Genomic DNA, 18,538 nt, shown 5'->3' with positions numbered 1-18,538 from the left:
CCCAAAAGAGAAAGCCCGCATCGAGCGGGCTTTTTTCGTTTGCGCAGCGTGCTTAGAACTTGTAGCCCACGCCCATGGTGAAAATGGATGTCTGGTTCTTGAATGCGATGGAACCGATGGTCTGGTCGTTGTACTTGTGGAGCAGGTACTCGCCCTGAACGAACAGGTTCTTGTTAACGAGGTAACGCAGGCCCAAACCGGTTCCGGTGCCGGAGATGGGGGCGCCCACACCGTCGATGTCTACCTGGGCCGAGACGACGGCCACTTTGCCGTAGACCATTGCTTGTTTATTGATAGCGATACCCGGCGCGACAAAGACGCTGGCAGTGCTTTTTAACTTCGCATTACTTGCAATATCAAAGCTGTTCAGTCCCAGACTGGCACCCAATCCCATGACCAGGGCACTCCCCAGCGGGACGTCGTACTGTGCGGTTACGCCCAAGTTGCCGCGTGTCGCATCCACTTTGTTGCCGGCTTCACCGCTGTTGCTATTCACGTTCAATGCCCCTGTGAGGCTGAAACCACCGAAGTTCAGGGCCTGTGCAAAGGTTGGTGGTGTCAACGCCGAGAGGCCGATAGCTGCTGCAATCGCAATTTTTTTCATAACTTCCCTTGATGGATATGCCGCCCACGTGTTCTTGTGTGCATGCCCAAAAATTCTATGCGCTTCGAGGTGCGGATTTGTCAGCACACCGTCTATCACCAAGGCAGAGGTGTGCCGTCATGGTTAAAAAATCCGCCGCTGTCGCCTGCCGCCAATCCCTCCAGAACATCCAGTATGCGCATGGCGGCCTCATCAGGCGCGCGCACCTCCAGCCCCGATTTGGCGAATGGCGATGAGAGCCCGGTGTCTACGGTCCCGGGGTGCAGTGCAATGCAAATCGCCTGCGGGTTGCGCCGCTTGAGTTCGATGGCGGCGGTATGCACCAGCTGATTGAGTGCGGCCTTGCTGGCACGGTAGCTGTACCACCCGCCCAACCGGTTGTCGCCAATGCTTCCTACCTTGGCGGACAGGGTGGCGAATACGCTTTTGCCGTCCCGCGCCAGCAGTGGCAAAAAGTGTTTCATGAGCAACGCAGGGCCTATCGCATTGATGGCAAAACTGTGTGCCATGTGGACGGGGTCCAGTTGCTGCCAACTCTTCTCCGGTGTCCATACTTCATTGTGCAGAAAACCAGTGGCATCCAGCACCAGCCGCACGGGTATGCCGGAATCTTGAATCGCCTGTGCCGAGGCCCGGATGCTGCCCTCATCCAGCAGGTCCAACGCAGGCCTTGAGTTCCGCCCCATGCCCTGTACCGCGTCGAAGCGGCCGGAAGCCTCCAAGCTCCGAACCAGCGCGGCACCGATGCCGCCACTGGCGCCCATCACGATAGCGACCCCGCCGCTTGGCAAGCTGGTGAGTCCAGCGCCCTCAGCCATGAAAGAACTCCTTCAGATAGCGTGCGGTCTCATCCGGCAGCTCCTCGGGGATGAAGTGGCCTGCGGGCAATGCTGCTCCACTGACCTTGGCCGCGCACTGGGCCTGCCACAGCGCCATCGGGTCAAACAGGCGGTTCACCACACCGCGCTCGCCCCAAAGCACCAGGGTGTTGCAGGCAATGCGTCCCGCCCCGTCGGGAAGCTCCCTGCTGGTGCGGTCGTGTTCGAGGTCCATGCTGGCGCTGGCCCGGTAGTCCTCGCACATGCTGTGCACCGTGCCCGGCAACAGAAAGCACCGCTCGTATTCCGCCATGGCCTGCGGCTCAATGAAGGTGGTACCCGTGCCTCCCCAGCCGCCCAGCTTGGTGTGCAGGTAGGGCAGGGGTGCGCCCAGAATCATGGTCTCGGGCAAAGGAGTGGGCTGAATCAGGTGGAACCAGTGGTAGTAAGCACTTGCATAAGCAAAATCGGTGGCCGCATACATGTCCAATGTGGGAGCGATGTCGATCACACACAGGCCTTGCACCCGTTCAGGGTGGTCTACCGCCAGCCGGTGGGCGACGCGCCCGCCACGGTCATGCCCGCAGACCCCGAATCGTTCAATGCCCAATGCATCCATCACGGCCACCATGTCGGCGGCCAGCGTGCGTTTGCTGTAGTTGCTGTGGTCCGGCAGACCGGCAGGTTTGCCCGAATCGCCGTATCCACGCAAATCCGGCATCACCAGATAGAAATCTTGCGCCAGCTGCTGGGCCACCCGTTGCCACAGCACATGGGTTTGTGGGAAGCCGTGCAAAAGCAGCAGCGCGGGCCTGTCTCCCGGCAGTTTCACAGGCACCCGGGCGTGGATGCGCACTCCGTTGACCTCGAAATCGCGTTGCTCAAAACCGTCAAACCATGGCATGGGAATCTCCGAAAGCGGGCAAAACCGTGACCAAGGCTACGTGATTTGTAAAGCAGGGCTTGTCCCGCGTGCAATAGCCACAGGCCGCACTATGATGATCTGAAAATACACACAGGCATGACGTCGATGGGCCGCTCCGGATTTCAACTGCAAGCTTTCCGCACCAAGATGGGTACCGCGCTGCTTGCGTTGGCTTGCGCATGTGCGCCTGCTGCCGCCCAGGTGCTGCGACTGGCAACGGGTGAGCTGCCTCCCTATGCCACCCAGGAGCGGCCAGACCAAGGTATTGCCCTGGACATCGTCCGGCGTGCCTTCGCCTTGGAAGGCTTGGAGGTGGAATACACCTTCAAACCCTGGACCCGCACGCTGGAGGAGTCTCGCGCCGGTTTGTGGGACGCCACGGCCTATTGGGGCCGCAACCCCGAGCGGGACAAAGGTTTTCTGATCAGTGACAACGTGCTGACCGAACAGTGGGTGCTGGTGTATCGCCAGGCAGCCTTCAAGGACGCCCCGTTCGACTGGAAGGTCCTCTCCGACTTGAAGGATTTGCGCATGGGTGTCGTGCAGTCGTACACCTACACCCCGGAGTTCTGGGCCATGCACAAAGCGGGCACCCTGAAAACCGTGGTCGCGCCTGATGACATCGCCAACTTGCGCCTGTTGATTGGCGGGCGACTGGATGTGGTGCCGATGGAGCGCAACGTGGCCTGCTACCTGATGCAGCACCATTTCATGGACAGCGAAGTGCAGGACCTGCGTGCCCACCCCCGGCTCTTTGCACCGAACTTCACGACCCATGTGATGTTCAGCGACAAACTGCCCGACAGCGCGGCGCGCTTGCAAGCCTTCAACCGCGGCCTGCGCGCTTTGAAGCGCACCGCGGTATACGCCGAAAAACTCAACTGGCCCGGTTGCCGCTTGAATGCCATGGCGCAAGGGCCTGAACGCACCGCACCTAAACCCAGGCGCTAAAGCGGCACTCAAGTTGGAGGGTTGAGCAGCTCCATCAGCCGCGTAATGCTGTGGCGCACGGTTGCAGCGCGGACAGCGGCGCGGTCGCCATCAAAGTGCTGCATGTCGCTCCACACACCATCGGGCGTGGCCCAGCCGAACCAGACCGTGCCCACCGGCTTGTCCGGGCTTCCTCCGCTGGGGCCGGCTATGCCGGTCACCGACAGGGCCACCTGGGCTCGCGAGTGTTGCAAGGCTCCGCTGGCCATGGCCCGTGCCACCGGCTCGCTGACCGCGCCATGGGTGGCAATCAGTTCAGCCGGCACGCCCAGCATGTCGGACTTGGCCTCGTTGGAATAGGTCACAAAGCCGCGTTCAAACCAAGCGCTGGAGCCGGCGAGGTCGGTGCAGGCAGCGGCAATCATGCCGCCGGTGCAGCTCTCGGCGGTGGTCAGCATCCACTGGCGTTTGAGCATCAAATCGGCCAGTAGCGCAGATGGAATATGCGCGAGCAGCTCCTGATTTGATAGCGGGTGATTGGGTGTTGCGCTCACGCAAACCTCCAGATGGCAATCACCATCAGCGTGCAGCCGGCTGCCACCAGGTCGTCGAGCATGATGCCCCAGCCGGCCTTGGTCCAGGCAAAACGGTCGGTGTCGGCCTGCAGCCCGTGGAAGAGTCGGTCTGCCCAGCCTACCGGGCCCGGTTTGGCCGCGTCAAAGTAGCGGAACAGGCCGAAGGCCAGCGCTTGCCCCACCAGCGAGGTCGGTGTGACCAGCCAAAGCACCAGCCAGAAGGCCACGATCTCGTCGATGACGATGTTGCCCGGGTCGAGCACGCCCATGTTGCGTGCGGTGACGGTGCTGGCCCACCAGCCCACCGGAATGCTCAGGGCAATCACCATGCCCCAGCCGAATTCGCCCAGCCACTGCGACAGCGCAATAAATGCCACCCAAGCCCACAAAGTGCCCGAGGTGCCAGGTGCAATGCGCGACAGGCCGGAGCCCAAGCCCAGCGCAATCACATGCGCGGGGTGGGAGAACATGAATTGGGCGGTGGGCCCCGCCGGTTTGCGCGGGCGTGGCGGGTACAGGGGTTCGCCGGTCTGGGTATCCAGGGGAATCAGGGTGACAGGTTCGCTCATGCCCCGATTATTCAACGGCGCAGGCGGTGTGCACTCAATCGTGCAGCGACTTCAGAAATTGCTGCAGCTCCGGCGTTTGCGGATTGCCGAACAGCTCTGCCGGTGGCCCCATCTCGTGCACACGCCCCTGGTGCATGAAGATCACGCGGTTCGAGACGCGGCGCGCGAAGTTCATCTCATGCGTCACCATCAGCAGGGTCATGCCTTCCTGCGCCAGGGTTTCCACCACACGCAGCACCTCGCCCACCAGTTCGGGGTCCAGGGCGCTGGTGATTTCGTCGCACAGCAGTACGGCTGGCTCCATAGCCAGCGCGCGGGCAATCGCCACGCGCTGCTGCTGCCCGCCGGAGAGCTGGTCGGCAAAGGCATCGAACTTCTCAGTCAAGCCCACACGCTCCAGCAAGACGCGGGCATGGGCCTCGCCGCTAGCCGTGTCTTTGGCTTTCACCAGGCTGGGCGCGAGCATGATGTTCTTGCCCACCGTCAGGTGCGGGAAGAGGTTAAAGCTCTGAAAGATCATGCCCACCCGCTGGCGCAGGGCGCGCATGGCGGCTGCGTTTTTGTGGAGCAGCGGTTTGCCGTCTACCGTGAGCTCACCGCTCTGGAATTCTTCCAGGCCGTTGATGCAACGCAGCAGGGTGCTTTTGCCCGAGCCGCTTTTGCCGATGATCGCGATGACCTCGCCGGGCTCCACTTGCAAGTCGATGCCTTTGAGCACCTCGTTGCTGCCATAGGATTTGCGCAGGGCGCGGATATCAACGATGGGCATGTAACTTTCTCTCCAAAGATTTGGCGTACAGGCTCACCGGGTAGCACAGCACGAAATACATCAGCGCAACGCAGCTGAACACCAGAAACGGGCTGAAGGTGGCGTTGGCAATGGTCTTGCCCACCTTGGTCAGCTCCATGAAGCCGATCACCGAGGCCAGGGCCGTGCCCTTGATGACCTGCACTAGAAACCCGACGGTGGGAGCCACCGAAATCTTGAAGGCTTGGGGCAGGATGATGTAGCGCAGCTGCTCGGCAAAGTTCAGCGCCAGGCTCTGCGAAGCCTCCCACTGGCCGCGCGGAATGGACTCCACACTCCCGCGCCAGATCTCGGTCAGGAAGGCGCTGGCATACAGCGTGAGCCCCATGCCTGCCGCTACCCAAGGCGAGGTGTTGATGCCGAACAGGCCCAAGCCGTAGTACGCCAGAAACAGCTGCACCAGCAGCGGCACGCCCTGGAAGAGCTGCACATAGCAGCTCACGAATACGGTGGCACCCGGCAACTTGCTCAAGCGCAGCATCAGCAAGAGCAGCCCGACCACGCCGCCACCGATGAAGGCGATCAGCGAGAGCCCTACCGTCCAGCGCAGGGCCAGCAGCAGGTTGCGAAAAATGTCCCAGAGGGAAAAGTCCACCATGGCTCAGCGCCTCCCGAACACAAAGGTGGCGCCCAGCCAGTTGAGCACATGGCGCACCACAAAGGACAGCAGCAGGTACACCGCGCCCACCACCATGAAGGCCTCGAACGAGCGGAAGTTGTTGCTCTGGATCAGGTCGGCCGCGTAGCTCAATTCCTTGGTGGAAATCTGCCCGCACACCGAGGAGCCCAGCATCACGATCACCACCTGGCTGATCAGGCTGGGCCAGATCTTTTTCAGGGCCGGTGGCAGCACCACGTAGGTGAAGGTTTGCAGGCGGTTGAGCGCCAGGCTCACGGCAGCTTCAATCTGCCCCTTGGGCGTGGCTTCCAGCCCGGCACGGATGATCTCGGTGGCATAAGCCCCGAGGTTGATCACCATGGCAATGAAAGACGCCGTTTCGGCAGACAGTTTGAAACCCGCCGCAGGCAACCCGAAGAAGATAAAAAACAGTTGCACGATGAAGGGCGTGTTGCGGATCAGCTCCACATACCCGCCTACCACCGCTTGCAGCCAGCGCGGTGCATGGTCCGCGCCGAAGCCGCGAGCACGCACCCATGCGCAGCCTACGCCCAGGGCCGTGCCCGCCACCACGGCCACCGCCGTGAGAGCCAGAGTCCAGCCCACACCGGTGAGCAGCAGCGGCCACTCGGCCAGTACCGCCCCGAAGTCGAGTTGAATGCGCATGGAATGCTCTCGTCAGTTGCGTCAGGCCTTACAGGGGCAACTCACCCAGACCGCGACCCAGCCACTTCTTGGCCATGGCTTCGAGTTCTCCGCTCTTCTTGGCGTCGGCAATGATTTCGTTCACTTTGGCCTTGAGCTTGTCTTCACCCTTGGCGATACCGATGAAGTTGGGGCTGTCTTTCAGCAGCAGCTTGTACTCGGCAGACAGCTGCGGGTTCTTGGTCATCATGTTGCCGGCCACCGACGCGCCCAGGGCCACGAACTGCACCTGGCCGGCAGTGAAAGCGGCGATGGTGGCGTTGTTGTCTTCAAAGCGTTTGGTGTCCACTCCTGTCGGGGCCACCTTGCCAAGTTCTTGGTCTTCCATGGCGCCGCGAGTCACGCCCACTGACTTGCCAGCCAGATCCGCAAAGCTCTTGACGGGGATGTTTTTGGGGCCGAACACCGCCTGGAAGAAGGGGGAGTAGGCCGACGAGAAGTCGATCACTTTTTCGCGGTCCGGATTCTTGCCCAGGGTGGCAATCACCAGGTCGGCTTTTTTGGTTTGCAGGGCCGGAATGCGGCTGGCACTCACCACCACCACCAGCTCGACCGGTACGCCCAGTTTTTTGCCGATGAGGTTGGCCATGTCAATGTCCAGGCCGATGGGCTTTAGGTCGGTGCCCACAAAGCCGTAAGGCGCAGAGTCGGTCTGCACTGCAACCTTGAGCACCTTGGCTTTCAGGATGTCGTCCAGCGCGGTTTGCGCTTGCACGCCGGAGGCGGCCAGCAAGGCGCCGGTGGCCAGCGCCAAGGCGAAAGTGCGTTTGTTCAAGGGGAAGGTCATAGCAGGGCTCCAAGGTAGGTTGAGGGGGATGAAGAGGATTTGTCTGCAAGGCTTGTATGCAAGCCCTGTGCCAAACGCACCGGTTTGGCCTTGCTGCTTTCGCTCACGGGGCTGAGGGCATTGCGCAGCTCGGCCAGCGGGTCCTCGGCAGCGGGCTGCAGGCGCAATGCGTCCTGCACATGGCCGATGTGTTGTTGCATGAGTTGTTCGGCCAGCACCCAGTCGGACTTCTCCAGTGCTTCCACAATGCGCCCGTGCTCTGCGCATGAATGGGCTGCATCGTGGGATGACTGGTAGAGCATGGCGATCAAGGTGGTGCGCGCAGTGAAGTCGCGCAATGTGTCGGCCAGTAGGCTGTTGCCCAGGCATTCGGCCAGGCACACATGGAAGTCGCCCAGCAGGTAGCTGCGCAGCCCCACATCGGTGCCCTTGACGGCCGCCTGCTCGGTTTTGATGTGCGCTTTGAGGGTTTTGATGGCCGCCTTGCTCACCTCGGTGGTGCAGCGGATCAGGCCCATCTCGATCACGCGGCGGGCCTCAAAAGCCTCACGCGCTTCGCTCAGCGAGGGCTCGATCACATACCAGCCACGACGGCTGCTGACGGTCACAATGCCGCGCGCCGCCAGGCGGGTCAGCGCCTCGCGCACGATGGTGCGGCTGCAGTCAAACACCATGGCCAGTTGCTGCTCGCCCAGGCGTGCGCCCGGGGCCAGTTTCTGGGCCATGATGGCTTCAATGATGCGGGAACTGATGTCGGATGCGTTGGCCATAGTGCATCCGGTACAGCAGATTCCGTGCCACTGGTATACAAGCGATGTGCACCATGGCTGGGACGGCTGCGCACGCGAGCGGGGATTAACCTCCCTATCCCGGTGCGAGGGAAGCGTCAGGACATGCCGGCAATCCACTCCGCCCAGTAATCGATACAGGCGCGGATTTTCGGCAAGCGGTGCCGCTCCTGCAGCATCACAGCAAAGATGGGGACGCGGCCACCGTCGAAATGCGTTTGCAGCAAGGGCACCAGTTCGCCAGAGCGCACCAAGGGTGCTGCCATCAGGTCATTCAGGCGGGCGATACCTACCCCATGGCGCACCAGGCTGAGCAGTATTGCGGTGTTGTCGGTGCGGGTGTGTCCGGGCACGGTCAGCGCTGCGGTGGTGCTGCCTCCAGCGCGAGTCCATCGGTTCAGGCTGGGGCTGGCGCTATTGGCGATCAGGTGATGGAGGGCAAGGTCGTCCGGGTGCTGCGGTGTGCCACAGCGCGCCAGATAAGCGGGGGCAGCATAGAGGCTGCGGCCGTGTTCTCCGATTTTTCGCGCCACCAAGGTGTCGCTATTCGGGCTGCCGGTGCGGATGGCAATGTCAATGCCGTCGCGGGCCATGTCGGCAACTCGGTCGTCGGCATTGATGTCGAGGTGCAAGGCCGGGTGACGGTCATACAAGCCCTGCAGGCTCGGTGCAATGACACATTCGGCCAGCAAAGGGCTCACGCTGACACGTACCCAGCCACTGGGCCCGCTGAGCTTGCCGCTGAGCTCGCTGTCCAGCTCGGCTGTGGTCTCCAGCAGGCGCTGACCATAAGAGAGCAGGGTGTCGCCTTCGTCGGTCAGGCTCAGGCCGTGGGTAGTGCGGTGGAGCAGGCGCACACCGCAGGCCGCCTCCAACCGGGTCAGCGCACGGGTGACCTGGCTCACCGGCACATTGCGCTCGCGGGCTGCGGCCGACAGGGTGCCCAGCTTGGCAATACGGGTGAACAGGGCGACGTCATCGAGTTGGAGTTGCATGGAGCGATTGTGCCGGTGTGAGCTTTAGTTTTGCAAATAGTGAAAAACCAATAACGCTTTAGCGCGGTTTCCGACGGTCGGTGTTCTCCATAAAGTTCAAACCATCGCAACAAGACCTGAACTTACCGGAGTCCACCATGTACCCAGCCGCCCCTGACAGCACTGCAATTGCTCAACTCCATGACCAAGCCCGTCGAGAGGCCAGCCGTTTGCGGCGCGAAACCGTAACTGACTTTTGGCGCGGCGCCGCCTGTTTGATGGCACGCCGGCTTCGCAGCCTCCGCCTTACCCATTCCACCCCAACCACCACCCAGAAAGCCTGACCATGCCAACTTTGCAACTCAAAGTCTCGCCACTTCAAAACCCATCTCGCTATCGCGCACTGGCCGAAGCGATGACGCGCATCACCGCCGAAGAATTAGGCAAACGTGCGGAGGTTACGGCGGTGGTCATCGACGACGTGCCCGCCGCGCGGTGGCACGTGGGGGGCACCGATGTGCAGCGCCCTACTGCGATGTTGGAGATCAGCATCACCCAAGGCACCAATACGGCGGCGCAGAAGGCGGCATTTATTGAACGCGCATTCGCCGAGCTGGAGGCCCAACTCGGCCACGGCCACGGCCAGGGGCTGGAGCCAGCCAGCTATGTGATCGTGCGGGAAGTGCCGGCCAGCGACTGGGGATACGGCGGGCAGACCCAAGCCGCCCGCGCACTTGCCAAAACCTCTGCCGCTCAGGCCATCGCCATGTGACCCACGGGGTAGAGCGCGCAGCGGATCACCTGCTCGTTCTCCACGGGCAGGCCTTGCAGCAGGGTGGCCAGGCTGTGGCCCTCGGCGCGGGATACAAAGCCGCTGCGGGTGTAAATGCCGTCGGGCTGCGACCATACCCACTGGACTTCGCCGCCATCCACCACTTCGAACCCATCCGCACTGGCCACATGCAAATCCAGACGGAATGATTTGCCGGTCAGGTAGGAGCCTGCTTGCGACAGGATTTGCACCCCGCCTTCGCTGATGTCCAGTATCAGCGCTGCAATCGCATCGGGCTTGTCCGCGTCGCGGAACACAAAGTAAGACGCTGTCTGGGTCCCGGTACCGAGGCGGAAATAGGTGGCGCGGGTGTGGACGCGTTGTTCAGACACTGCCATGGCAAAACCTCTTCAAAAAAATGCGATGACGCCCATCCTGCGGGAGGCGCGTTGCAGGAATATGACGACATTCAGGTGACGCAGCTTTTGCAGCCTGCTGACACCACGGTGTCAGCAGCACCCCCGCACCATAGTCACCTTCATTCACTTTGCAGGAGCATGTAATGCGCAACGCCATCAGCTGGTTCGAAATTCCCACCACCCGTCTGGACTCCGCCCAGGCTTTTTATGAGTCTGTGCTGGGTCACACCATGCGCCGCGAATCCATGGGCCCTAGCGAGGGTGCGGTCTTTGCCTACGACCCGCAGGCAGGCACCGGCGGCGCCTTAATGCAAGGCCCCACGGCACCCGCGCTGTCCAATGGCGGAACGCTGGTGTATCTGGACGCATCGCCCTCGCTGGATGCGGCACTGGCCCGCGTGCTGGCACAAGGCGGCGCGATTGCACTGCCCCGCACCGCCTTGCCGCCGGGCATGGGCTATTTCGCCCACATCACCGATCTGGACGGCAACCGCGTCGGCCTGCACTCAGAGGCCTGAGCCATGGCCGCGCGCAAGAACTGGATTGCCGTGGCCTGCGCGGCGCACGCCCGCAGGGGCAACGCCCAAGCCGGGCAGGGCTATATGCAGGTCTGCCACGGCAAGAGCGCACCCCTGCGGCGTGTGGCGCCGGGCGACCGGGTGGTGTACTACAGCCCCACCGTCACCATGGGCGGCAAAGACAAGCTGCAGGCTTTTGTGTCCATTGGCCTGGTGGAGCAGGGGGTGGTGTATCCCTTCGACATGGGCGGCGGCTTCGTGCCTTTCCGGCGCGATGTGGCGTATGTGCCGGCTCTGGAGGCGCCTATCGCACCGTTGCTGGACGCCCTGGAGTTTGTGGAGGACCGCAGCCGCTGGGGCTATAAGTTCCGGTTCGGGCTGTTCGCGGTGAGCGACGCAGATATGGTGCGGATTGCAAACGCCATGCAAGCCGACGTTGATTTGCTATGTTTTTAGGAGCTGCTTGCGCTTATTCGGCGGGTGCCAGCCTATGTTTTTATGCCAAACGCTGAAACGCCAGCTTGCCTGCAGCAGAGGCTGCGCAGCTCGCCACACATCCCCATGCCATGTCCAATATCGCCAGACCCACCGGCCAGCCTTTGAGCGTGGCCAGGTTGGTGAGGTCGTAGGTGGCATAGGCCACGAGTCCGAAAAGTGCCGCGTGCACCAAGGTAACGGACCAGCCGTCTGTCACCCCCCGGGGTGCCACCACAAACACCAGCAAGCCCACCGGGTACAGCGCATAAAAGAGGGCCGCTACGCCCAAGCGCGGTTGCTCCGCCATCAGGTGGCCGATGCCTTCCTGGTACATGGACTTGGCCAGCCCGCCGATCCACAGCACGTCCAGCATCAGGAGCACAAGGGCCGTGGCTGCATAGGTGGCGAGGTATTTGTTCATGTCGCAAGCTTACCCAAAGCCGGATTGATGCGTCGGTGCGGTAGTCGGTGCTATGGTTTTGGTAGCTGCTTGCGCAGGTATCATGGGCGCCAACACCCCGCAACACTCTCAAGTTCATGCGTCGCGCCGACCGTCTGTTCCAAATCGTCCAGCTCATCCGGGGGCGGCGGCTGACTACTGCCGCGTTTCTGGCGCGGCGGCTGGAAGTGTCGGAGCGCACGGTGTACCGCGATGTGGCCGACCTGCAGCACCAGGGCGTACCCATCGAAGGCGAGGCGGGCGTGGGCTACCGCTTGGGGCAAGGCTTTGAGTTGCCGCCGCTGATGTTCACCGCCGACGAAGCCCGCGCCCTGGTGGCCTCCGTGCGCATGGCGCAGGTCTGGCAGGACCCGGTGTTGGCCCGCAGCAGCCAGGTGGCGCTGGGCAAGATTTTGTCGGTGTTGCCACCCGATGCGCGCACTGCAGCGCAGAGCATGGCAGTGTACGCGCCGCCCGTGGGGCTGGCGCCCGAGGTGCAGGCCACCTTGCAAATCTTGCGCGAGGCGGCGCAGGCCCAGCGCAGGGTGCGGGCCGACTACCGGGATGCAAGCGGCAGCCCAAGCCAAAGAACCCTGCGGCCTCTGGGCTGTTTCTACTGGGGCGCCGTCTGGACCCTGGCCGCATGGTGTGAAACCCGGCAGGCATTCCGCAGCTTCCGGCTCGACCGCATGCAGCAGGTGCATGTGCTGGAAGGCGCCGCGGGCCGGTTCGAGGATGAACCGGGCCGCACCTTGGCCGACTACCTGCGTTCCGCTGCGCCACCCGGGGTGCCTGCCCGGTTGACGCAGGACAGCTAGCTTTACAAAGCTTCACCCCCAGCGCACAGACGGTTTCAGGCGGCTGGTTTGGGAATGTGCCGCCCCCGGTTGCAGGTGCCGTGGCTGATCGCCAAATTCTCCAGGTGGCTGCTGCCCCCCTCGCTTTGCGGGCGGATGTGCTCCAGCGTGGCGTCTTCGGGCGTGACGTGTTTTCCGCACACCCAGCAAGGCACCTGCCCGTGCAGTTGGCGGGCTACGGTGTTGTAAATCTTGGTGCGGGTCAGGGCGAGACGGCTCATGGGCGAAAGCTTTACAGGGCAAATGTTCAGCGGTGGACGGTTGGGTTTGTTGCCTTGCGCAGGTCCCCGTTTAATCGGGTTCAAACAGCATTTTGCGTTGGAGCTATGAGTAACAACCCCGTTTTGGCCACCGTGTTGGAGATTCTGGCAGATGCCCAGAGTCTGATGGGCAACGCCTTGTCCATCACCTGGGATGTCACCAAGTCGCAGGAAAACTATGTCAGCCGTGGACCTTCCTGGCAGGGCTTCAATGCACCTGTCCATGAGTTGTTCACCAAGGGCAGCCGCCTGAAGCTGATGGAGCTGTCCCCGGCCTTGTCCCGCGAATTCCAGTTGGCGCTGCAAAAGCGCTTGCAGGTTTCGCTGGGCATGTTGCGCAGTGACCCGCCGCCCTCGCGCCGCAACATCAACCCCGGCGACTGGCGCCTGGAGGGTGAAATGCAACTCTCCGGCGACCTGGAGATGGTCCGCAAGGTCCGTACCGGTCGCATCGTGACAGTGCTGGAGAGCACCTGTGGCCCGGAGCTGGAAGTAATGGTCGGTTTGCAGATCGAATGCCTGCGCTTTTACAAGGCGCCCAGCAATCCCTTCAGTGCCGAGAACTTTGCTGTGGCCTTGTTGCAGGCGCTGGAAATCGCCATTCCGGATGACCAGCAGCAACAAGTGCTGTTACAGGTCATGGTGCCCTCGTTTGCACAAGCATTGAAGTCGGCCTTGCGGCATTACGCCAAGTCCATGTCACGCAAATTGCAAAGCCTGGCACCCGTGGTGGAGCGGGATGGCAGGTGGCACCAGGAGCGCAGGGATGAACAGTTTGAACCCACAGTGCCTGCAGGCCTGTGAATAGGGATTGATAAAGAGAGTGATGTATGTCTGATTGGTTGTCTAAAGTACAAGGCTGGTTCGGTGCAGGAAAAGCGTCTTCGACATTGCGGGTGATGAATCTGCTCGCAGAGCGAGCCCTGGAGCCGGTGTATCAGCCCATGATCGATTTGCGCAGCGGTGTGATCCTCGGCCAGGAGGCCTTGGTTCGTGCTCCCCGCAAAATGGCGGAAACCAGCTTCGAAGCGCTGCTGGAAGCCGCGCATCGTGAGCGCTGCCTGAAGAACTTCGAGCTGGCTTGCCTGGAGCTTTCAATGGAGCGCTGGATGGCCCAGAGCGGCAAAGGTCAGCTATTCGTGAATTTCAGTGCACAGACGCTGGTGCAACTGCAGGAGTCTGACGCAGCGGGCATGTTGCTCCACCTGATGCGCAAGCACCAAATATCACCACGCCGCATGGGGCTGGACCTTGCCGGTTACACCCGCATTCCGCAACTGGATGTGCTGGTCGAGGCATTGCGCCCTTTGCGCGACGCCGGTGTCACGATTGCCCTGGACAACTTCAAGGCGTCCGAGAGCAGCATGAAGGCCTGGGCCAAAGTGCTGCCTAACGTGGTGAAAATGGCGCCCCGTTGGACCCACAACATTGCTGTCGATGGTGAGCAAAGCCGCGTGGTGCGCAGCATGGTCCGCCTGACCCGCAACCACAACGCCCTGTTGGTCGCCAAGTCGGTGGAGAGCGAGGTGGAATTGCGCACCATGAAGAACCTCGGTGTGGACATGGCCCAAGGGTTCTTCCTGGGCAGCCCTGCCGCAGAGCCGGTGCGCACACTCAACCTGCGTGCGCGGGACGTGTTGCAGGCGGCTGAAGAGACTCGCCCGCCGGAGCCGGTCAAAGCACCGGTGCGCCCGCCGGTATTGGAAACGCGCTACTCCCTCTTGTCCTGAACACGCCGCTGCCCACGCGGCAGCTATAGCGGCTTGGGATCAGGCCGCGTCCAGCGTGCGCAGAAGCTCCAGCAATTCCTGGATGCTGGCGTTCAGGTTGTTCACACTGTCTTCCCGCTGGCTGCGCGCAAAGGCGTGCCAGGTGTGAATCGACAGGATCTCCAGCTTGCCGTACGACAGCTTGAGCCAACCGTGCTGCGCGAGTTGCTGCACGTACTCGGAGAACAGGGTGCGCGACACCCCGCACAAAGAGGCTAAAGTGTTTTGTGCGATCGGGATTTCCACCCCTTCACCAAAGCCGATGGTGGGTGGCCGGTCTGAGCGGTAGGCCAGGGCTTCTGCGAACTGCGCCAAGCCCATGACGACGCGCATGCATGGGTTGCCCAGCTTCATCAGGGTGAGTGTTTCCGACGTTTTCTGCACCCGCCAAGCCATGAGCTTGGCGACAAAGCGCGCGAAGTTGGGTTCGGTCACAAACAGCTGGTCGAACTGGGCGGCAGGCAGCGTCAGCACCTCCGTGGCCGTGAGGCACACATAGTCCGCAAAACTGGGCTTGCGGTTGATGATGGACTGCTCCCCGAACCAGGCGCCGCGCCCGTAAACCGAAATCGGCGTGGACTCGGAGTTGGTGGTCGGTACAGACGCAGAGACCAGTCCTTGAATGATGAACATCCAATGCTTGATCTCGTTGCCCTTGGTCCACAGCCGCTTGCCGGCGTCGAAGGCTTGCACCTTGACCATCGGGGCGGTTTGTAAAGCCAACGCGTCCGACAAGCCCAGCCGCTTGAGCTGCTTGAATACATAGCCGTTGGCTGCCGGGGTATCGGTGGGCACTTGCGCTCCAGGGTAGTTCTACAGACAAAGCCACGGCAGCTTTCGCACGCGGCCTGATATTGTCAAACAAAGACTTGCGTAGACCAAGGCATAAAGTCTCGTTTACTTAGTTTTACATGGGTGTGCAGTGCATTACGTCGCGAAATGGTCAAAGCTGGCCCACGGTCCGCGCAGTGCAGACCCGTCCGGCGCTTTGACGGTCACACCGGGGTCCCGAACGATGCGGCCGATGCGGGTGACCGGGGTACCGCTGTGTGTACCCGCGGCCTGGACCTGCAGGCGGTGTTCCGGCGCTGCGGTGAACACCAGCTCATAGTCGTCCCCGCCGCTGAGTACATAGCGCAGTGCGGTGCTGTCGGTCTGTGAATTTGGGTCAAAAGTGCCGCTGGCGCCCGTGAGATATGCGCGAGCAGCTAGCAAATTGATAGCGTACAGTGCCTCCAGCTCTGCGCCGACATGGCTGCGCTCCAGGATGTGGCCCAGGTCGCCCAACAGGCCGTCACTGACATCGGCTGCTGCGGTGGCGATGCCGCGCAAGGCCTGCCCGAGTGCCGCGCGGGGGGTGGGCTGTTCCAGCCGTTGGCGCGCTAGGGCAAATGCTTCGGCGGGCAACTGGTCGCGGCCCCAGAGGCAATGAAGCGCGAGGGCCGCATCGCCCAGAGTGCCGCTGACCCAGATGTCATCCCCCGCGCGGGCACCACTGCGCAACAGCGCTTGGCCGGGCGGGGTTTCGCCGAACACCGTGATGCAGATATTGAGTGGGCCCCGCGTGGTGTCTCCGCCCACTAGCGGGCAGTTGTGCGCATCGGCCAACGCAAACAGGCCCTGCGAGAAACCTTGTAGCCACGCCGGATCGGCATCGGGCAGGCTGAGTGCGAGGGTAAAGCCTACAGGCCTTGCGCCACAGGCCGCAAGGTCGCTCAGGTTGACCGCCAGCGCCTTGTGGCCCAGGGTGAGCGGGTTCACATCTGCGAAGAAGTGCCGGCCGCTGACCAGCATGTCGCTGCTGATGGCCCACTGCATGCCGGGGGTGGGCTGCAGCAGGGCGCAGTCATCTCCGATACCGAGCACGACCTGGGTGGGCAAGGGGTGCTGGCTGCGCTCGAAGTAGCGCGCGATCAGCGCAAATTCGCCGAGGTCGCTCATTCTTTGGCCGGCCACAGAAAGCTCATCGGGGCCTGGCGCACGCGTTGCCAGATGCTGCTGCGAATGCGCGAGCGGTCAATGCCCGACACGTTGTGCGCCTGCAGTGCCACCCGGAACGCCAGATAAAAACTCACGCCCACATTCAGCAAGCCGATCAGTGGAATGCTGGCCACGGCCCACCAAAGTGCATGGTTGCGCACGACGTCCCATCCCAATGCAGCACAGGCAGCACCCAGCTGCCCGGCAGACAGGGTGACGTGGCGTACGTCCAGTGCCGGGCCGACAAAAGCCAGAATGGCGGGCACCAGCCCGAGCATCATGCCCAGCGAGATGTTGGCGGCCAATCCTGAAATGTGGTGCCGCATGAAGTGTGCCCAGCGGTCCGCACGCGCGGCGCCCAGCCATGCGGTGATGCGCGGGTTGTAGCGGATGGCCGAATCCAGCCGGTGCAGCACAAACCAGTTTTCCACCCAGCCCGCGACGATGCTGCTGGAAAACAAGAGCACGCCGGTGAAGGCGGCAAACAACAGGGAGGGCCCGAGCAGCGTGAGGGAGTGCAGCACGTAGTCCGCCTTCTCCGGGGTGAGCATGGGCGCGCCGGTCACCAGCAGGAGCACAGCAGACAGCAGGACCGCAGCCGGAAACACAATCGCCACGTTGCCTATGACAGCTGCCACCTGGGAGCGCACCAGGTGCGTCACCTCATCCACAAAGGCTTGCAGTGCTTGGGAGTCTGAAATGTCTTTCAGCTTGGCGGCCATGGCCGGCGCTGTCATGGCGGGCTGCTTGGTGGCCAGCGTGAAATGCAGCATCTGGATCAGCACAAAGCTGGCGGCGTACATCACCCCGGACCAGAAGCCGTACCAGAAGGCCGACAGGCCCAGTGCCATGATGCCGAACTTCATGGCGGTGGTCAGGGCAGTCAGCGCCCCCCCGCCTGCAGCATTGCCCAGCATGGCGCGGTACTCGGCGCGGGTGCGGGTGATGTAGTGCTCTCCGGTCTCCGAGCTGCGCTCGGCCACTTTGGCCGCAAGCAGTGAGGAGTTGGACGAAATGAGGGCCCCAACACTGCGCTGCTCTTGACCCACGCTGGCCAGGTGCGAGAGCAGGCGGGCCGTGGCGACGTGCTGGGTGTCCTCCAGCAGACAGTCCAGCAGGGCGCGGACCCGGAGCACGCGCTCACGCAATTGCCGCAGGCGGAAGACCAGATCCACCGAAATGCCATGGGCATCCAGATGGCTGTACACCGTGGCGGCTGCATGTCGGCAGGCGTCGAGCTGGCTGCGGAAATGCAGCACGGCGTCAGAAGTGTCCGCGCCTTGCAACCAGGTGTCCAGCACCTGGTCCAGGTCGCTGGCCAGGGTGTGAAAGGGGGTGCCATCCCGCAGAGGGCTGCTCATGCGCAGGCGCATTTCCTGCGAGAAGCCGGTAGCGCGTATCTGGCTGATACAAAAAGTCAGGGCATGCAGCAAGGTGTGTTGCCACACCGTGACCGGGCGGGAGGCCTTCAGTGCGCTGGCTGAGGCCTCCGGCAAACTGAGCAGCGCTGCCAAGCGGCTCAGGGTCTCTGCGGGGAGCGCGGCAATCCAGCGGGCGTCCCGCGGGTCATTGAGCACCAGCGCAAAAAGTTCGGATGCGTCCTGGGTTTCCGGGGTGGCGGGTAGCAATTTGCGGTTGAGGCGCTCCACCAGTTCGCTCATGAAGGCGTTGCGCGAGCCGAATCCGTAGTCTGAGAGCAGGGTGCTACCGTCCACAGTGCCCAGCAGCTCTGCCCACCACGTGCGCAACTGTTGCGTGGTTTCAGGCCGGGCCTCCAACACATCCAGCAACAAGGCTACGCGCGCGACAGGGGGCTCAGGCGTTTGTTCCGGGCCGCGCACCCAAGCCAGCAGGCGGATCAGCCAGATGTGCCGCTCTACGGCCGGTGCGGGGCTGGCCAGTTGCTCCAGCAGGGCCGACAAGTCAACACGTGCCATGCGGGGCT

25 protein-coding genes are annotated in these 18,538 nt (G+C 62.5%); 8 read left to right on the top strand and 17 right to left on the bottom strand.

The genetic code is table 11. The annotated features are described in order from the left end of the window. Nucleotides 1-52 precede the first annotated feature (52 nt). From ACOAP0_RS07350 to ACOAP0_RS07340, 3 genes are all read right to left on the bottom strand, one after another. Complete coding sequence (locus tag ACOAP0_RS07350; RefSeq protein ID WP_498374982.1) at nt 53-604, bottom strand: outer membrane protein; 552 nt, start codon at nt 602-604, stop codon at nt 53-55. A 95-nt stretch (nt 605-699) separates the two neighbouring features. Continuing rightward, entirely contained in the window at nt 700-1,422 is a 723-nt protein-coding gene (locus tag ACOAP0_RS07345) for an SDR family NAD(P)-dependent oxidoreductase (protein ID WP_498374983.1), read from the bottom strand. After that, nucleotides 1,415-2,326, bottom strand: a complete 912-nt coding sequence (locus ACOAP0_RS07340; protein ID WP_498374984.1) for an alpha/beta fold hydrolase — start codon at nt 2,324-2,326, stop codon at nt 1,415-1,417. Before ACOAP0_RS07340 ends, ACOAP0_RS07345 begins: the two co-directional genes overlap by 8 nt. A 126-nt stretch (nt 2,327-2,452) precedes the next feature. Between ACOAP0_RS07340 and ACOAP0_RS07335 the strand changes: the two genes are divergently transcribed. Beyond that, on the top strand, nt 2,453-3,298 hold the full coding sequence (locus ACOAP0_RS07335; RefSeq protein ID WP_498374985.1) for a substrate-binding periplasmic protein: 846 nt from the start codon (nt 2,453-2,455) through the stop codon (nt 3,296-3,298). A gap of 8 nt (nt 3,299-3,306) precedes the next feature. Here ACOAP0_RS07335 and ACOAP0_RS07330 read toward each other — a convergent pair whose 3' ends face one another. The 8 genes from ACOAP0_RS07330 to ACOAP0_RS07295 form a co-directional block, all read right to left on the bottom strand. Next, nucleotides 3,307-3,831: a CinA family protein gene (locus ACOAP0_RS07330; protein WP_498374986.1), complete on the bottom strand. Its 525-nt coding sequence runs from the start codon at nt 3,829-3,831 to the stop codon at nt 3,307-3,309. Then, complete coding sequence (locus ACOAP0_RS07325) at nt 3,828-4,421, bottom strand: phosphatidylglycerophosphatase A family protein (protein WP_498374987.1); 594 nt, start codon at nt 4,419-4,421, stop codon at nt 3,828-3,830. The genes ACOAP0_RS07330 and ACOAP0_RS07325 overlap by 4 nt, the downstream gene beginning before the upstream one ends. Before the next feature lie 34 nt (nt 4,422-4,455). Continuing rightward, on the bottom strand, nt 4,456-5,190 hold the full coding sequence (locus tag ACOAP0_RS07320) for an amino acid ABC transporter ATP-binding protein (RefSeq protein WP_498374988.1): 735 nt from the start codon (nt 5,188-5,190) through the stop codon (nt 4,456-4,458). After that, entirely contained in the window at nt 5,177-5,827 is a 651-nt protein-coding gene (locus tag ACOAP0_RS07315; RefSeq protein WP_087495326.1) for an amino acid ABC transporter permease, read from the bottom strand. Before ACOAP0_RS07315 ends, ACOAP0_RS07320 begins: the two co-directional genes overlap by 14 nt. 3 nt (nt 5,828-5,830) lie before the next feature. Then, a complete protein-coding gene (locus tag ACOAP0_RS07310; RefSeq protein ID WP_481875149.1) occupies nt 5,831-6,514 on the bottom strand; it encodes an amino acid ABC transporter permease in 684 nt (227 codons plus the stop codon). A gap of 28 nt (nt 6,515-6,542) precedes the next feature. Continuing rightward, entirely contained in the window at nt 6,543-7,340 is a 798-nt protein-coding gene (locus ACOAP0_RS07305; protein ID WP_481875150.1) for a transporter substrate-binding domain-containing protein, read from the bottom strand. Then, on the bottom strand, nt 7,337-8,110 hold the full coding sequence (locus ACOAP0_RS07300; protein ID WP_498374989.1) for a GntR family transcriptional regulator: 774 nt from the start codon (nt 8,108-8,110) through the stop codon (nt 7,337-7,339). Before ACOAP0_RS07300 ends, ACOAP0_RS07305 begins: the two co-directional genes overlap by 4 nt. Before the next feature lie 116 nt (nt 8,111-8,226). After that, the gene (locus ACOAP0_RS07295; protein ID WP_498374990.1) at nt 8,227-9,123 is read right to left on the bottom strand and encodes a LysR family transcriptional regulator; all 897 of its coding nucleotides are present in this window, start codon (nt 9,121-9,123) and stop codon (nt 8,227-8,229) included. Between the two features lie 137 nt (nt 9,124-9,260). On the opposite strand from ACOAP0_RS07295, the gene ACOAP0_RS07290 reads away from it, so the two are divergent. Both ACOAP0_RS07290 and ACOAP0_RS07285 read left to right on the top strand, forming a co-directional pair. Then, nucleotides 9,261-9,446, top strand: a complete 186-nt coding sequence (locus ACOAP0_RS07290; RefSeq protein ID WP_498374991.1) for a hypothetical protein — start codon at nt 9,261-9,263, stop codon at nt 9,444-9,446. A 2-nt stretch (nt 9,447-9,448) separates the two neighbouring features. Continuing rightward, the gene (locus ACOAP0_RS07285) at nt 9,449-9,874 is read left to right on the top strand and encodes a tautomerase family protein (RefSeq protein WP_498374992.1); all 426 of its coding nucleotides are present in this window, start codon (nt 9,449-9,451) and stop codon (nt 9,872-9,874) included. Here ACOAP0_RS07285 and ACOAP0_RS07280 read toward each other — a convergent pair. Next, nucleotides 9,856-10,272 (bottom strand): PilZ domain-containing protein, encoded by a 417-nt coding sequence (locus tag ACOAP0_RS07280; RefSeq protein ID WP_313867804.1) that lies wholly within the window; start codon nt 10,270-10,272, stop codon nt 9,856-9,858. The two genes, ACOAP0_RS07285 and ACOAP0_RS07280, sit on opposite strands and share 19 nt — an antisense overlap. A gap of 164 nt (nt 10,273-10,436) precedes the next feature. Here ACOAP0_RS07280 and ACOAP0_RS07275 point away from each other — a divergent pair, with 164 nt between their 5' ends. Together ACOAP0_RS07275 and ACOAP0_RS07270 are read left to right on the top strand one after the other, a co-directional pair. Then, nucleotides 10,437-10,811 (top strand): VOC family protein, encoded by a 375-nt coding sequence (locus tag ACOAP0_RS07275; protein ID WP_498374993.1) that lies wholly within the window; start codon nt 10,437-10,439, stop codon nt 10,809-10,811. Between the two features lie 3 nt (nt 10,812-10,814). Then, nucleotides 10,815-11,267: an EVE domain-containing protein gene (locus ACOAP0_RS07270; protein WP_498374994.1), complete on the top strand. Its 453-nt coding sequence runs from the start codon at nt 10,815-10,817 to the stop codon at nt 11,265-11,267. Nucleotides 11,268-11,307: 40 nt separating this feature from the next. Here the strand turns inward: ACOAP0_RS07270 and ACOAP0_RS07265 are convergent, their stop codons facing one another. Next, a complete protein-coding gene (locus tag ACOAP0_RS07265; RefSeq protein ID WP_498374995.1) occupies nt 11,308-11,709 on the bottom strand; it encodes a DUF2177 family protein in 402 nt (133 codons plus the stop codon). 116 nt (nt 11,710-11,825) lie between these two features. Between ACOAP0_RS07265 and ACOAP0_RS07260 the strand changes: the two genes are divergently transcribed. Continuing rightward, nucleotides 11,826-12,545 (top strand): helix-turn-helix transcriptional regulator, encoded by a 720-nt coding sequence (locus ACOAP0_RS07260; protein WP_498374996.1) that lies wholly within the window; start codon nt 11,826-11,828, stop codon nt 12,543-12,545. 35 nt (nt 12,546-12,580) lie between these two features. Here the strand turns inward: ACOAP0_RS07260 and ACOAP0_RS07255 are convergent, their stop codons facing one another. Continuing rightward, nucleotides 12,581-12,805, bottom strand: a complete 225-nt coding sequence (locus ACOAP0_RS07255) for an HNH endonuclease (RefSeq protein ID WP_481875159.1) — start codon at nt 12,803-12,805, stop codon at nt 12,581-12,583. Between the two features lie 105 nt (nt 12,806-12,910). On the opposite strand from ACOAP0_RS07255, the gene ACOAP0_RS07250 reads away from it, so the two are divergent. After that, a complete protein-coding gene (locus tag ACOAP0_RS07250) occupies nt 12,911-13,648 on the top strand; it encodes a hypothetical protein (RefSeq protein ID WP_498374997.1) in 738 nt (245 codons plus the stop codon). Nucleotides 13,649-13,674: 26 nt separating this feature from the next. Beyond that, complete coding sequence (locus ACOAP0_RS07245) at nt 13,675-14,574, top strand: EAL domain-containing protein (protein WP_498374998.1); 900 nt, start codon at nt 13,675-13,677, stop codon at nt 14,572-14,574. A 39-nt stretch (nt 14,575-14,613) separates the two neighbouring features. On the opposite strand, the gene ACOAP0_RS07240 is transcribed toward ACOAP0_RS07245, so the two are convergent. The 3 genes from ACOAP0_RS07240 to tlpB form a co-directional block, all read right to left on the bottom strand. Further along, nucleotides 14,614-15,408 carry a Crp/Fnr family transcriptional regulator gene (locus ACOAP0_RS07240; RefSeq protein WP_498374999.1) on the bottom strand — a complete coding sequence of 265 codons (795 nt, stop codon included), beginning with the start codon at nt 15,406-15,408 and terminating at the stop codon, nt 14,614-14,616. 132 nt (nt 15,409-15,540) lie between these two features. Then, nucleotides 15,541-16,554, bottom strand: a complete 1,014-nt coding sequence (gene thiL / locus ACOAP0_RS07235; RefSeq protein ID WP_498375000.1) for a thiamine-phosphate kinase — start codon at nt 16,552-16,554, stop codon at nt 15,541-15,543. After that, nucleotides 16,551-18,530 (bottom strand): transporter-like protein TlpB, encoded by a 1,980-nt coding sequence (gene tlpB / locus ACOAP0_RS07230; protein WP_498375001.1) that lies wholly within the window; start codon nt 18,528-18,530, stop codon nt 16,551-16,553. The genes thiL and tlpB overlap by 4 nt, the downstream gene beginning before the upstream one ends. Nucleotides 18,531-18,538: the final 8 nt, after the last annotated feature.

Source organism: Curvibacter sp. Hmag1.1 (assembly GCF_059769165.1).
Note: the sequence above shows the minus strand (reverse complement) of the source record. Positions and strands in the feature narration are given on the sequence as shown.